13 protein-coding genes and 2 riboswitches are annotated in these 15,918 nt (G+C 29.6%); of the genes, 12 read left to right on the top strand and 1 reads right to left on the bottom strand.

Annotated features, from left to right (window positions below):
* The first annotated feature begins 2 nt into the window (after nucleotides 1–2).
* From IC758_RS16535 to IC758_RS16480, 12 genes are all read left to right on the top strand, one after another.
* Nucleotides 3–701 (top strand): methyltransferase, encoded by a 699-nt coding sequence (locus IC758_RS16535; protein ID WP_227835154.1) that lies wholly within the window; start codon nucleotides 3–5, stop codon nucleotides 699–701.
* 88 nt (nucleotides 702–789) lie between these two features.
* Nucleotides 790–927, top strand: a riboswitch (cobalamin riboswitch).
* Nucleotides 928–1,088: 161 nt separating this feature from the next.
* Nucleotides 1,089–2,669: an ABC transporter substrate-binding protein gene (locus IC758_RS16530; protein WP_227835155.1), complete on the top strand. Its 1,581-nt coding sequence runs from the start codon at nucleotides 1,089–1,091 to the stop codon at nucleotides 2,667–2,669.
* Nucleotides 2,669–3,616: an ABC transporter permease gene (locus IC758_RS16525; protein WP_227824403.1), complete on the top strand. Its 948-nt coding sequence runs from the start codon at nucleotides 2,669–2,671 to the stop codon at nucleotides 3,614–3,616. Before IC758_RS16530 ends, IC758_RS16525 begins: the two co-directional genes overlap by 1 nt.
* A gap of 1 nt (nucleotide 3,617) precedes the next feature.
* Nucleotides 3,618–4,454: an ABC transporter permease gene (locus IC758_RS16520; protein ID WP_227835156.1), complete on the top strand. Its 837-nt coding sequence runs from the start codon at nucleotides 3,618–3,620 to the stop codon at nucleotides 4,452–4,454.
* 14 nt (nucleotides 4,455–4,468) lie between these two features.
* Nucleotides 4,469–5,428, top strand: coding sequence for an ABC transporter ATP-binding protein (locus IC758_RS16515; RefSeq protein ID WP_227835157.1), 960 nt, complete (start codon nucleotides 4,469–4,471; stop codon nucleotides 5,426–5,428).
* Complete coding sequence (locus tag IC758_RS16510) at nucleotides 5,403–6,167, top strand: ABC transporter ATP-binding protein (RefSeq protein WP_227824401.1); 765 nt, start codon at nucleotides 5,403–5,405, stop codon at nucleotides 6,165–6,167. Before IC758_RS16515 ends, IC758_RS16510 begins: the two co-directional genes overlap by 26 nt.
* A 111-nt stretch (nucleotides 6,168–6,278) precedes the next feature.
* Complete coding sequence (locus tag IC758_RS16505; RefSeq protein WP_227860599.1) at nucleotides 6,279–7,100, top strand: class I SAM-dependent methyltransferase; 822 nt, start codon at nucleotides 6,279–6,281, stop codon at nucleotides 7,098–7,100.
* 119 nt (nucleotides 7,101–7,219) lie between these two features.
* Nucleotides 7,220–7,399: riboswitch (Lysine riboswitch) on the top strand.
* A gap of 148 nt (nucleotides 7,400–7,547) precedes the next feature.
* Nucleotides 7,548–8,939 (top strand): YfcC family protein, encoded by a 1,392-nt coding sequence (locus IC758_RS16500; protein ID WP_227433860.1) that lies wholly within the window; start codon nucleotides 7,548–7,550, stop codon nucleotides 8,937–8,939.
* Between the two features lie 13 nt (nucleotides 8,940–8,952).
* Nucleotides 8,953–10,140, top strand: coding sequence for a M20 family metallopeptidase (locus IC758_RS16495; RefSeq protein WP_227481955.1), 1,188 nt, complete (start codon nucleotides 8,953–8,955; stop codon nucleotides 10,138–10,140).
* Between the two features lie 276 nt (nucleotides 10,141–10,416).
* Entirely contained in the window at nucleotides 10,417–12,426 is a 2,010-nt protein-coding gene (locus tag IC758_RS16490) for a sigma-54 interaction domain-containing protein (protein ID WP_227860598.1), read from the top strand.
* A 254-nt stretch (nucleotides 12,427–12,680) separates the two neighbouring features.
* The gene (locus IC758_RS16485) at nucleotides 12,681–13,424 is read left to right on the top strand and encodes a gamma-glutamyl-gamma-aminobutyrate hydrolase family protein (RefSeq protein ID WP_227433863.1); all 744 of its coding nucleotides are present in this window, start codon (nucleotides 12,681–12,683) and stop codon (nucleotides 13,422–13,424) included.
* Nucleotides 13,425–13,462: 38 nt separating this feature from the next.
* On the top strand, nucleotides 13,463–14,782 hold the full coding sequence (locus IC758_RS16480) for an APC family permease (RefSeq protein ID WP_227835160.1): 1,320 nt from the start codon (nucleotides 13,463–13,465) through the stop codon (nucleotides 14,780–14,782).
* Nucleotides 14,783–15,197: 415 nt separating this feature from the next.
* On the opposite strand, the gene IC758_RS16475 is transcribed toward IC758_RS16480, so the two are convergent.
* Entirely contained in the window at nucleotides 15,198–15,755 is a 558-nt protein-coding gene (locus tag IC758_RS16475) for a class I SAM-dependent methyltransferase (protein ID WP_413927584.1), read from the bottom strand.
* Nucleotides 15,756–15,918: the final 163 nt, after the last annotated feature.

The raw sequence follows: 15,918 nt of genomic DNA, 5'->3' as shown, positions 1-15,918 counted from the left end.
ATATGAGAATGAATTGGAATGATACTACAATAAAATCTTTTGTTGATGCAAGTGAATATACTGGTTTTCACAAGATATTAGCTAAAGAAGTAATTCCGTACATCAAAGATAGCCAAACTTTTTGTGATGTAGGTTGTGGATTAGGTTTAATAGATATGTATTTAAGCAAAGAACTGAAAGATATAACTTGTATTGATATAAACCAAAATGCTATAAATTATTTAGAAAAATCAATAAAAGACAATAATATAAGCAATATTAGGTGTATGGTAAAAGATTTTAAAGATATAAATACAAAATTTGATACTATACTAATTTCTTTTTTTTCATATGAGAATATAGAATTTTTTACTGGGCATTGTGATAGATTAATTGCAATTGTTAATGATAAGTCCAAAACTCATATTCCAGTATCTAAGAAAAGAATGGATGTGGTGGAAAGACATAGTTCAAAAAATTTAAAAGTATTATTAGATGAAAAGAAACTTAGATATGAATTAATACCATTAAGTCTTGAATTTGGACAGACATTTACTTGTGAAGATGACATAGTTAGGTATGCTAAGTCTTATGATGAAGGCGGAGAGTATGAAACTATATACAATCATATTATGAAAAATATAGTTAAGGGAGATAAAGTAGCTTATTACCTTCCATATGAAAAAAATATATCTGTTTTTATAATAGACTTTAATAGATAGATAATTGTAAATTTTAATTTTGCATATAGTGCTATATTTTGATTTAAGTTGACAATTTATATAAGATTGCATACAATTAAACTAAGAATTGAATAAACGTATTTAAAGAGTAGGGAAGTTGGTGAAAATCCAACACGAACCCATCACTGTAAGCATGGATAAATTCTGCATAGCCAACAGATGTTATTTAGAAAGGCTGAGAAAATGAAATGTAAGTCAGATACCTACATTAAATATTAGTAAATAAATTTAGGGGGGAGCAACTAGATTTATTGTCTTGTATATGGAATTTAGAATTTAAAGTATACATATTAAAATGGGATGTTATAGCATTATTTGCTATAACTTTTTTTATGCTCATATTTCTAAATAAGGGGGAAATGTATTATGAGGAAGATTTCAAAAGGGAAGCTGAGTAGTATAATTTTAGCAATTATGCTGATGTTATCATTGATAACAGGGTGTAGTAAACCAGAGGAAAATAATGATGTTAGTAAGATGAATAATGAAAAGGAAGTAGTTTTAGCAGCAGCTAGAGATTTGGCACCAGGTGAACAAGATGCTTATTACACAAGTTCTATACTCTATGTTTGGGAACCGTTAATAGGGTTGGGTGATGATGGAAAACCAAAGGCAGAACTTGCAGAAAAATGGTCAAATTCAGGTGATTATAAAGAATGGACATTTACAATAAAGAAGGGTGTAAAATTCCATGATGGTGTAGATTTGAATGCAGATTCAGTAGTAAAAAATTTTGAACGTTATATGAATATGAAAACGAAATCTTCACCTTTTTATTCGTTTGATATAGAAAAGACATATCCTAATTTACAAAGTGTGGATAAAGTTTCTGACTATGAAGTTAAACTTACTTTCAGTAAACCAATATCAACTTTAATATACAACATGGCTAGATTTGGAAGTGCTATGTATAGTCCAGAGTGTTTTGATGTAAAAACGGGAGACTTTACTAAGTATGCACAAGGAACTGGTCCATTTAAGATAAAAGAACGAGAAAAAGAACAATTTGTTTTGTTAGAGAGAAATCAAGACTATTATGGAGATAAAAGTAAAGTTAAAAATGTAAGAGTAAATGTAATTAAAGATGCACAAACTCGTTACACAGCACTTAAATCAGAGGAAATTATGGGTGTTATGGATTTAGGGGCTATTACTCCAGAGTTAGCTAGTGAGCTAATAAAGGATGAAAACTTTGAGATTAAAACATCTCCATCAACAATAACTCAATTTGTATCTACAAACGGTACTAGGGCACCATTTAATAATGTTAAGATAAAAGAAGCACTAAGCTTGTTGGTGGATAGAGAAACTATAGTAAATAAATTTTATGGAGGATATGGAACTCCGACTATGAATATATTGAACCAAGGTTCACCTTTTGCTAAGGAAATTAAACCTGTTTATGATGCAGAAAAAGCAAAAAAAATTATAAAGAATGAGTTAAAAGGGGAAACAAAAGAGTTAGAGTTTATAATACCATCTTATGGTGTAGACCGTTATCCATACAAAACTGTAGCAGAGTATATACAATCTGTATTAAGTGAAGTTGGATTAAACTCTAAAATAACTATACTTGATGGTGCTGCTTTTAAGGAAGCACAAAAAACAGGAAATTATGACATAGCACTTCACACTCAAGGGCTTCCAAATGCAGAACCATTTTCTATATTTGATAGTTATATGAGAAGCACAGGGTCAAGTAATATAGCTTATTCATTGGGCTATAAAAATGAAAGAGCAGATGAATTAATAGGTCAATTAGAAAAAACAATGGATTTAGATAAAAGAAGTAAAATATATGATGAGCTTCAAGATATATCATCAGAACACCCATCAGCTATACCATTATTTGAAGATGTTAACTTAATTGCCTATAATAAAAAAATAACTGGATACAAACCTACATTATATGGGACTACATTAGCAAATATGGAGTGGAGTAAGTAGTGAAAACACCATTTAAATATTTAATTAGAAGGATATTGATGACTATCCCTATTTTGATAGGAATAACTTTTCTAGGATTTATATTAGGGGTTATAGCACCTGGTGACCCAGCAGTTGAATATTTAAGCATGGATGGTATTTCTGCTCCTACAGATGAAGAAATAGAAAGAGTTAGAGAAGAGTTAGGGTTAAATGATAATATTATAGTTCAGTATATTAATTGGACTAAAAAAGCTATGACTGGAGATTTAGGACTTTCCTATATCAAAAAGACATCTATCACAGAAGAGATATTAAGAAGGTTACCAATAACCTTCTCTTTATCTTTAATGGCTATGTTTTTTGTTATAGTGTTATCTATACCATTAGCTATAATCATGGCTTTAAAAAAGGATTCAGCGATAGATAAGATTGGCACTTTTGTATCTTTACTTATGATATCTATTCCAGGGTTTTGGTTAGCTATTATTATGTTAAGTATATTTTGTGAGAATCTTAGATGGCTACCTACGAGTGGGTATGGTACGATTAAACATTTAATAATGCCTGGATTTGTTTTAGCAGCTGGGACTATAGGAACTGTAGCAAGGTTAAATAGAGCAACTTTAATAGAAAGTATAGGACAAAACTATATAACAGTGGCAAAAGCTAAGGGTCTGTCAAATAAAATAGTTATTTTTAAGTATGCTTTTTTAAATTCATTAATGCCCATTGTAACAGTTCTGGGAAACTATTTTGGTGCTATTTTAGGAGGCTCCACAGTGGTTGAGGTTATTTTTAGTATTCCAGGTATGGGAAGTTATGTAATACAAGGAATAATGAGTAGAGATTATCCAGTGGTACAAGGATATGTGCTATTTACAGGAATTATATTTATAGTGTTTAATTTAATTGTAGACATATGTTACCTATTTCTTAATCCTAAAATGAGGGTGGGAGGTAAATGAGATGAATAAATTTAAAGAAATGTTATTTATACATAAACTAGCTTTTTTAGTGCTAATAATTATGATACTTGTTGCAATATTTGCACCAGAGTTAGCTCCATATGACCCTAATAAAGTACAAATGGATGATAGATTAATGGGAATTTCTAGAGAACATATACTTGGTACAGATACTCTAGGCAGAGATATTCTAAGTAGGATATTATATGGAGCCAGAGTATCAATATCTTTAGCTTTTTTAGCAACCTTATTAACAATGCTATTTGGTAGTTTTGTGGGTATAATAGCAGGATATTGTGGTGGGATAGTAGATACGATAATACAGTCAATTGTAAATATATTTCAAGGTCTTCCAAGTCTTAGCTTTATGATTGCTCTTGCTGGAGTTCTTGGGCCAGGTATAAAAAGTTTATTAATTGCAATAGTATTCACTTCTTGGGCTGGTTTTTCAAGAATAGTTAGAGGAGAGGTATTAAAGGTAAAAGAAGAAAAATATGTTGAAGGTGCAAGAGCACTAGGGGCTAGTCATATTTATATAATTTTGCACTATATAATTCCAAATATATTTGCTCCTTTTATAGTACTATTTGCAATAAGGGTAGGAAAAAGTGTACTTTCTATGGCATCGTTAAGTTTTTTAGGTCTAGGAATACAACCCCCACAAGCAGATTGGGGTGTTATGATAAATGATGCTAAGACTCATTTTAGAAGCTATCCAAATCTATTATTAGCACCTGGGTTTAGTATATTATTATTGTGTTGCAGTATAAATTTAATTGGAGATGCACTAAGGGATATGTTTGATGAAAAAAGCAACACTTTAAGCCAATATCTTTAGAAGGAATAAAAACTATGAATAGAGATATAAGTATAAAAGATTTAAAAATTCATTTTAATACTAAGGAAGGAAAAGTAAGAGCTGTAGATGGAATATCTAGAACCTTTCAAAGTGGTAAAATTACAGGAATTATTGGAGAAACTGGAAGTGGAAAATCGGTACTAGGACTAGGGATTTTGAACCTTGTATCTAATAACTCAACTGTTTCAGGCAGTGTCTTATATGAAGAAAAAGATTTGCTAAAAATTAAAGAAAATGAAATTAGAGAAATCAGAGGGAAAAAAATAGCGTTAATACCCCAAAATCCATCAAGTTCTTTTAATCCAATATTGAAAATAGGAAGTCATATGAATGAACTTTTTTATTATCATGGAAAAGAAAAAAAGAATTCTTGTAAGAGTAAAAGTTTGGAGATATTAAAAAATTTTTTTTTCTCAAATAGTGAGTTGGTTTATAATTCGTATGGATTTCAGTTAAGTGGAGGTATGAGTCAAAGAGCATTAGCAGCTATAGGGACAGCACTAAAACCTAACTGGGTAATTGCAGATGAACCAACTAAAGGGTTGGATGCAATAATAAGAAAGCAAGTATATGAAGTATTTTATGATTTAAGAAGTAATATGGGCGTTAGCATGATACTTATAACTCATGATTTAATGCTAGCTAAAAAGCTTTGTGATGAAGTTGTAGTTATGTATGCAGGTAAAATCATAGAAGAGGGTACAAAAAATAGTATCTTTAATAATCCACTACATCCTTATACGAGAGGTTTAATTGATTCACAGCCAAATAAAAAATTAATACCCATTGAAGGGATAGCGCCAAGTCTAACAAACTTACCAAAAGGATGTAGATTTTCTCCGAGATGCAAGGTTGCAAAAAAAACATGTATTGATTATGAACCAAGACTATTTGATGTTAATGGTTCAAAAGTGAGGTGTTTTCTTTATGATAAGAGTTTGCAACCTTTATAAGGAGTTTAAAAGCGGAATAATCAATAAAAAGATAGTTAAGGCGGTAGATGATGTATCTTTTGAAATCAAAGAGGGAAAAACCTTAGGTCTTGTAGGAGAAAGTGGATGCGGAAAATCAACTTTATCAAGGCTTATTTTAAGACTTATTAAATGTGACAGAGGTAAAATTTATTTTAATGGTAGAGATATCAGTAATTATGATTTTTCTCAAATGAGGGATTTAAGAAAAGAGATACAGATAATATTTCAACATCCAGATTCTGCCCTAAGCCCTAAAAAAACTATATATGGGAGCCTTGTGGAACCATTAAAAATTCATAAACTCTATGAAAAGAATAAAGCAAGAGAATACATAATGGAATATTTAAGTTTTGTTGGGCTTAGTGAGGAAATTTTAAATAGATACCCACATCAAGTAAGTGGAGGACAAATACAAAGAGTTGCTTTAGCTAGAGTGCTTTTATTAAATCCTAAATTTATGATATTAGATGAACCTACATCAATGCTAGATGTATCTGTGCAAGCTCAAGTTATACAGGTTTTGAAGAAAGCTCAAAAACAGTTTAATATAACCTATTTATTTATATCTCATGATATAGACTTAGTAAAAGAAGTTAGTGATGAGGTTGCAGTCATGTTAAATGGCAAGATAGTTGAAATTATAGATGCTAAGGAATTGTATAAAAGTGCAAAGCATGCTTATACCAAAGAGCTTGTTGAGAATTTCACTAATTTTTAAAATATAGTAATCAATTGTTTAATTAATCAATCATTACATTAGTAAGAGTAGTTTTTTGAGTATAGAAAATTACAAATCTCGCCCTAATATTTTTAGAAAGGAAGAGTAATTATGTACTATAAAGATATAGATTTTGAGAAAAAATGGCATGAGTATATTGAAAGTAAAGAAGGATATGCAAGAGAAAGAGCTTTTGATGATGAAGCGGAAAGAAAGTTTTTTAAAAAATTATCTCATAAATATGATGATAAGCCAACGCTTTATGATTATTCAAAAGAAGTATTTAATTTTGTAGATAAGTTAATAGATGAAGGAAAAAATCTTATAGAAATTGGTGCAGGTACCGGAAAATTTACTATTCCACTTTCTAAGAAATGTAAAGGTATAATTGCTAATGATTTTTCAATAGATATGCTTAATGTGCTTGAAGGAAAGGCTAGGGAACATAATATAACTAATATAGATACAATACAAGGAAAATGGGAAGAGATTAATGTTGGGCATAGTGATTATATTTTATCTGTGAATTCTCTTTATCGAATTTGGGATATTAAAGATGCTTTGAGTAAGATGGATAAGCTAGCTAAAGAAAAAGTGATTATAGTGAGAACTATTCAAAAACCATTATTTAATGATTTGTATATGGATTTAGGTGATAAAGATAGAACTTGTCCAGATTATATATACATTCCAAATATACTACATTCTTTAAATATATGTGCAGATATAAAGTTTATTGATGTAGAAAATGAAATTGAATTCGATAGTGTAGAGGATATACTTTTTAAAATGGAAACAGAATTAAATAAAAAGATTAACTTTAGCGATATGTTGGATAAGTATATAGATAAGATAATAGAAAAAAGAGAAAACAAATATATTTTTAGACATAAAACTAAAGTTGTAATTATATACTGGAATAGTATAAGCTAGATTTGTTAATATTATGGAAGCATATAAACTCTTCTGAAAATATTTACAATCTCGACATATTATGCTACAATTATTTAGAATAAATAAAATTTAATAAGAATTACCTCATCTAATAAAAAGATTGAGGTAGAGGTCGCATTTACTAAGATTAATATTGAAGAGGTCGGAAGCCAATGAAGCAATATAAAAGGAGTAAGTGCCGAAGTGCTAGTGTCCAAATCTAGTGCTGGGGCTGTATTTAATAAGTACAGTACTGTCATCAAAATTATCCCGAATTTTGATGGAGAGCTATCTTAACTAAGATAAAGGGAAGATGTAGGTATATTGTATTTAGCGCATTCAGCTCAACATGTATCCATGTTGAGCTTTTTTACATCTATATAAAATAGGATAGAAAAGGGAAGCAATAATAAAATATTTTAATTTTAAAAGTGGGGGAGATTAAAAATGAGCAGTTTAAAAAAGAAAAAGTTTACTATGCCACAGACACTTACTATAATATTTTTACTAATAGTAGTAATGGCAGTTCTTACTTGGATAGTACCAAGTGGAAATTTTGAAAGGGTAGATATAGATGGAAGGTCGGTTGTTGTAGCTGGAACTTATGAAAAAGCAGCATCAAATCCACAAGGAATTACTGATGTATTTACAGCACCTATAAATGGATTTATAGATGCAGCTGAAGTAGTTGGATTTGTTTTGATAGTTGGAGGAGCTTTTGGAATAGTTAACAAAACAGGAGCTATAGAAGCTGTTATAGCTCATACTGTAAATAAAATGAAAAGATTCCAATTCTTAATAATACCTATATCAATGATTCTATTTGGATTAGGTGGAACAACATTTGGAATGAGTGAAGAAACACTACCTTTTTATATGATATTTATTCCACTCATGACCAGTATGGGATATGATTCATTAACAGCAGTGGCTACAGTATTTATAGGAGCAACAGCTGGATTTGGAGCAGCTACTACTAATCCTTTCTCTGTAGGAATAGCACAAGCATTGTCACAAATAACACCAGGTTCTGGGATAGAGTTGAGAGTTGTTATGTTTATAATATATATGGCTATATCTATAGGATTTGTTATGATGTATGCCAATAAAGTTAAAAAAGACCCTAAGAAGTCTTTAGTACATGGTATATCATTGAATCAAGAATCAATGGCTAATACTGATACAAACATAAAAGAATTTACAAAAAGAGAAGCTATGGTAATAGCAATTTTCACAATAGGTATGGCAATTATGATATATGGAGTTTTAAAGCTAGGATGGTACATAACTGAAATTGCAATGATATTTACAGCTATAGGTATAATATCAGGAATAGCATCAGGGCTTAAACAAGATGACATAGTTAATTCATTTATAAGTGGAGCAGGAGATTTAATGACAGCAGGGCTATGTATAGCATTTGCACGTGGAATAGTAATAATAGCAGAAAATGGATTTATAATAGATACAATTTTAAATTCTGCCGCAAATTTATTAAATGGACTTCCAAAGACTATATTTATAAATTTAACTTTCTTAATAGAAGGTTTAATAGCATTTTTTATACCATCTGCATCAGGACTTGCATCACTTACAATACCTGTACTTGCTCCACTTGGAGATTTAGTAGATGTATCTAGACAAATGATAGTTACAGCTTATCAATTTGGTATAGGTGTAACTAACTTAATAACACCTACATCAGGTGTTTTAATGGGAGCACTAGCAGTAGCTAATATTCCTTGGTCAAAGTGGGTTAGATTTGTAATGCCTTTAATGGTAGTATTAACAATTACTGTAATGGTGTTTTTAACAATAGGATTATTTGTTGGATTCTAATAGGAGGTATATTATGATTGAAAGTATAAAGAAAAGAGCTTATGAGATAGAGAATGAACTGGGAAAAGAAATTGAAGAAGTATGTGATTTTATATTTAACAATCCAGAACTAGGAGAAGAAGAATATATATCATCAAAGTACTTGGTAGATAAAATGAAGGAATATGGATTTGATACAACTTATCCATATTGTAATATGGATACTGCTTTTAGAGCAGAACTAGGGGATAATGATGGTCCAACTATAGCATTTTTAGCTGAGTATGACGCATTGCCTGGATATGGAGAAAATAAAGAACCAGGTCATGCTTGTGGACATAACTGGATTGCTGCATCTACATTAGGAGCTTGTATAGTGCTAAGTAAGTTAAAAGAAAATTTTAAAGGAAAAATTGTACTAATAGGAACACCAGCTGAAGAAACAACAGGAGGAAAGTGTGATTTAGTTAAGGCAGGAGCTTTTGATGATATTGATGTAAGTTATCAGATGCATATAGAAGCTTTTAATAACATAAACTGCAAGGCTTTGGCAATAGATTCAATAGAGTTTAGTTTTGAAGGGGTATCAGCACATGCAGCTAGCCATCCTCATATGGGTGTTAATGCATTAGATGCAGTACAACTTACTTTTGCAGGAATAAATGCACTAAGACAGCATGTAAAATCAGATGTTAGAATACATGGGATAGTTTCAAATGGAGGAGAAGCTCCAAACATAGTTCCAGAAAAAGCTGCCTGTGAATTTTTTGTAAGAGCTGCTGAAAGAAGTTATTTAGATGAAGTAACTAAAAAGGTTATAAACTGTGCAAAAGGTGCAGAGTTAATGACAGGTGCTAAACTTTCTTATAGATACTTTGAAAATTCTTTTGACAATATAATAAATAATAAGGTGCTTCAGAATATAACAAAGAATAATCTAATTGAGGCAGGTATAACAGATATATTAGAAGGAAAAGAAGGTCCAGTAGGTTCTACAGACATAGGAAACGTAAGCCAAGTTTGTCCTACTATGTATACGGAAATAGCTCTAGACATAAATCCAATGGTATATGTTCATGAAAAAGAGTTTCTAAATTATGCAAATTCTGAGGAAGCTTATGATAAACTTCACAAAGCAGTAAAGGCAATGGTAGGATGTGCATTAGAAATTTACCTAGAAGATGGGCTACTTGATGAGATTAAGAAAAATCATTTGAATTAATTTAAATTAAAAATAAGATAAAAAGGTATTACCAGAAAGTTGGTAATACCTTTTTATTTTTTGATAGGAGTCATGTTTTTGTAGATTCTATAGCTAAAGTTATATTATTTATCTAATCTTAATCATATAATAATATTTCTAGCTTAAGGTTAAATAAAAAATAAGAAATCTATCAATTTGGCATAACTTTTGCTTTATATAAGTTAAAAGATTTTGAACTATATTAGAACTATTAAAATTTTATATAATATAAACAAAAGAAAGGATAGATTTATAATGAAAACAATAGCAGTAGTAACTGATGGATTATCTAAATTAGAGTGTTTTTTAAATAAAAACCTAAAGCTGATATTTAAAGATAAAGTAATAATAAAAAACTATTATTTAAATAGAATAACAGAAGAAGAATCGATAAAAGATGACATAATATTAGTAATGATAGATGATAGAGTATTGAAAATAAAAAAATATGTAAAAGATGTCTCAAAGATAATAATTATAAATAGAACTATAAAGCAAAAGGATATATACAAGTTATTTTCATTACCAGAAGGAATAGATGTATTAGTAGTAAATGATAATAAGCACACTGTATTAGAAACAATATCTAATTTATACAATATAGGAATAAATCACTTAAATTTCATACCATATAATCCTAATGAAGAATATAGAAATATTAAGATAGCTGTAACACCAGGAGAAGCAGATTTAGTTCCAAAATATATTGAAGAAGTTATTGATTTAGGGCATAGGTATATTGATAGTTCAACATTTATTCAAATAATAGCAAAACTCAAACTGGATGATAAGGAAATTACTGAGAGGCTAATTAAGTATATAGATGAAGTGATTAGTTTATATTCAGGAATAAATACTAAATATAAAGAACTTACTATAAAAGCAGATGAATTGAATTCTATAATAAACTTATCAAACCTAGGTATGGCAATGATATCAGAGAAGGAAAATGTAATTATTTGTAATAATAGCTTGAGTGATATACTAGATATTAAAAATGATATTATAGGAAAAAATATAGATGAATTAGAGAATGAAAATATTAAAAAGATTTTTAGATTAAGTAAGGCACATGATGAAGTTATAAAGTTTAATAATAAATATTTAAATGTAAATAAGTATAATATAGAAAGTTTTGGAAGGGTGACTGGATATTATTTTTGTATTCAAGAAATAACTTACATAAGGAAATTGGAACAAAACCTATCAAAGAAGCTTAGAGAAAAGGGACAAGTTGCTAGGTATACCTTTGATGACATAAAAACAGTATCAGTAAAAATGGAAAGAACTAAAGAGCTAGGTATGAAAATAGCGGAATCTGATTATACAGTTCTTATAACTGGAGAAAGTGGAACAGGAAAAGAACTTATGGCTCAGTCTATTCATAATGCATCACCAAGGCATAGTCAGCCATTTATAGCGATAAACTGTGCAGCTATGCCAGAAAACCTACTTGAAAGTGAACTTTTTGGATATGAAGAAGGTGCTTTTACAGGTGCTTTAAGAGGAGGGAAAAAAGGTTTATTTGAGCAAGCTAATAATGGAACTATATTTTTAGATGAAATAGGAGACATGCCCATATATTTACAAAGCAAATTACTTAGAGTATTACAAGAAAATCAAGTCATGAGAGTTGGGGGGGAAAATGTAATAGACACTGATGTAAGAGTAATTGCAGCTACAAATAAAAATTTATTAGAAATGATAAAAAAAGATAGGTTCAGAACTGATTTATATTATAGGATAAATGTATTGCCTATAAACATACCACCTTTAAGAGAGAGAAAAGAAGATATAGAAGTTATGCTAAAGCATTTTATGAAAAGGAAGAGGGAAATTAGTCAAGATGTTAAAGGCATTATTAATGCATATGAATGGCCAGGGAATATAAGAGAATTAAAAAATACAGCTATGTATATTAACATTATGAGTTCTGAACATGTTATTTTAATTAATGACTTACCTCATAATTTACTAAATATAACTGAAGACTATAGTAAAGAAATAAGTACATTAAAAGATAGAACATCTATAGAAAAAGTAAGATTAGTAATGGAATGCTTAAAAAATGCCAATAACCTTAATAAAAACATAGGTAGAAATGGTATTGTTAATTCAATAAATGAATTAGGTTATAGTATAACAGAAGGTGAGGTAAGGGGAATACTTAATATACTTAAAGAACTAGATTTGATAATATGTGAATCAGGTAGAAAGGGAAGTGAGTTAAATAGAAGAGGAAAAAATATATTAAATAGTATTTAATAGGTTAATAAAAAGGAAAGTATGAATGCCTATTTTGCCTATTAATTAGAATTAACACTATTCAAAAAGTCGAATTAAATAGGATTAAAATAAAATATAAATCAATAGAGTGATTTATATAACTGATTCCTTAGAAAAAGTATTTTAAAAATAAATTAGAATTTTTAAACAATTAAAATATTGGTATGCTACTTGCTCTTTAAGAGAGAAGTAGCATTTTTTATTGTTCATAAATAATTTAAGGGGTGAAGAAAGTGATTAAAAAGAAATATCCAGTAATAGGAATATCAGGAAACTTATTAATTGATGAAGGGGGGATGTTTCCTGGTTATGAAAGGGCTTATGTAAATAATGACTATATACAGTCAGTAGCTATGTGTAAAGCTATACCATATATTGTACCAATTGTATATGATGATGAGATTATAAAGGAACAAGTATCAAATATAGATGGACTTATACTATCAGGAGGACAAGATGTAAATCCTCTTATATGGAAGGAGGAACCTCATAATAAGCTAGGTGCAATATCACCTAAAAGAGATGTTTTTGATATGAAGTTATTAAAGTATGCTTTAGATATGAAAAAACCAGTGTTAGGTATATGTAGAGGTGAACAAATTATAAATGTAGCTGAGGGAGGGAGTTTATATCAAGATTTATCTTTAATTGAAGGAGCTTACATAAAACATAATCAGCAACATTTATCTAATATACCTACACATACAGCACAGATAAAAGAGGGTACAAAGTTGTATGAAATATTAGGAGAACAAGAAATCCTAGTTAATAGTTTCCATCATTTAGTTGTCAATAAGGTAGCTCCAGGATATATTGTTTCAGCTACTGCTAAAGATGGTTTAATTGAAGCTATAGAAAAGGATGGGAATGAGTTTGTAATAGGCATACAATGGCATCCAGAAATGATGACTAAGGATTGTGATAATATGAAAAAAATATTTATGGCGATAGTTAAAGAAGCATCTAAAGAAAAATAATTATAACTATATTTTAAGTTGAGTTTGGAGGAATAACAATGAAAAAAAGTGTTAAGTTAGGTTTCTGGAGTATTGTATTATTAGGGATTAATGCAATAATAGGGTCAGGTATATTTGGCTTACCTGGAGATGCATATACAAGTATAGGTCCAGCGAGTATCTTAGTATTAGTTTTTTGTATGTTTTTAGCTGTCTCTATTGCTTTATGTTTTGCTGAAGCAGGGAGTTGGTTTGATACTGATGGAGGGCCGTATCTTTATGCAAAAGAGGCCTTTGGAGATTTTATTGGGTTTGAAGTTGGATTTATGAAGTGGATAGTTAGTATGATTGCTTGGGCAACTATGGCAAACTTTTTTGCAGTCACACTATCATCTATATGGCCTCAAGCAGCAGAGCCACTTATTAAAAATATAATAATTGGTATATTAGTTGGAGGGCTTGGGCTTATAAATTTTATGGGAATGAAGCAATCTAAGCATTTAAACAATATAATGACTATAGGAAAATTATTACCAATAGTTTTATTTATAGCTGTAGGTTTATTTTTTATAAAAGGCTCTAATTTTACGCCATTTATAATAATACAAAAAGGTCAAAGTACATCATCAGCTTTTGTAGCAGTATCAATAACTTTATTTTATGCTTTTACGGGGTTTGAATCTTTAGCTGTTGCAGCAAAAGATATGGAAAATCCTAAGAAAAATGTACCTAAGGCATTAGTAATGGTAATGTTTGTAGTATCAGTAATATATATGCTTATATTGGGGATAAGTATAGGTGTATTGGGAGATGGATTAAGAGGGTCAGCGACTCCTGTTGCAGATGCTGCTATTAAAATGTTAGGTCCTATAGGTGGATATATAATTACAATAGGGACTATAGTATCTGTTGGAGGAATAAATATTGCATCATCTATATTTACACCAAGGTCTGCGGCTGCTTTGGTCGAGCAAGGATTAATGCCTAAGTCTATAAGAAAAACTAATAAAAATGGAGCTCCATATATAGCAATTATAGTTTCTGTTATAGGAACTTTATTAATAGCATGGTCAGGGTCATTTACAACACTATCTCAAATAAGTGTTGTATCTAGATTTATTCAATATATTCCTACCTGTCTAGCTGTATTAATATTAAGGAAGAAGTATGCTGGTAAAGACATAAACTTTAGGATACCTGGAGGAGTGATTATACCAATATTTGCAGTAGCTATAAGTATAGTATTATTGATAAAAGCAGGTATTGATGAACCAATGAAGATAGTTTGGGGACTAGGTGGTATGGTAATTGTAGTTCCTATATATTTCTATATGACTAATGTATATTCAAAAAAATATAATGATATTGAAGTCAAGTAATTCTTATAATTATTAGAGAATAAAATTATAAAGATTGTAATAAATTTTCTATCTATAAATTGGATGTATAAATATAATCGTGTGTAGTTTTGGAATTTTATCTCTAGTATTGAAATTCACAAAGGGCTATATTTATAGATATTTTATAAGGATTCTTTTAAATTTATGATAAGCGGTATAGCATTTTGGTGTTATACTGCTTTTTGTATAAATAGTTTTATTTTTTTACTGCTCTAGTTGCGTAAAATGATGGAATATTAAATTCATGAAGATTACCAGAACCATTTGTATCTTGATAAATATCTGTTAAAATAAATCCTGCTTGTAGTTGTCCACCTATTTGTTCTTCAATTGTATGAGAAAATTGAATTCTCCAATCATTTTGGATTGATTCATCATATATATTTTTATTTTTTTAAGGATTAAATGGAAGCCTATATTGGAATTCTGTTCCTTCTTCATTAAATACAAAATTGATGCCATTATCAAGTCCAGATAAAAGTATACCACCTTTTTTTAGTATACGATAACACTCTTTCCAAATTGGTAATACATCTTCTACATAACAATTAGAAACTGGATGAAATATTAAGTCAAAACTTTCATCTTTAAAAGGTAGTGGCTTTGCCATGTCAGCTTGTACAAGTTCAATAGAATACTTTTCCCTTTCTGCAACCTTTTTTTCACTTAATAATTGTGAAGTTGAATAATCTAAAACTGTACATTGAGCTCCCAATGCAGTGAAAATTGGCATTTGTTGTCCGCCTCCAGACGCTAATCCTAGTATTTTTGTATTTTTCATATCACAGAACCAATTTTTCAGAACGGGTTTAGTGGGTGTCAGTACAACGGACCAATCTCCAGCTTTGGCTCGTTCAAAAACTTCATGACTGATAGGTTGTCCCCATTCCCAGCCTTCTTTATTCCATTTATCAAAGGTCTTTGAGTTTATTTCTGTATATTTAGATTCCATAGTTTTATCCTCCTAAATTATGATTTGACAACTTGCTAATTATGATAAAGTATAGCATATTTCTAGTAAGAGCTGGATGTAAACAAGAAACTGTATGTACAAAGAAAGGAGTAGAGTATAAAATAGAATGTAAATTAAAATTTATAAATTTTTATTTTTAAAA

It is taken from the genome of Clostridioides sp. ES-W-0016-02, from assembly GCF_020641035.1.
Taxonomy (GTDB): Bacteria; Bacillota; Clostridia; order Peptostreptococcales; family Peptostreptococcaceae; genus Clostridioides.
This window is presented reverse-complemented; position numbering and strand designations above follow the sequence as displayed.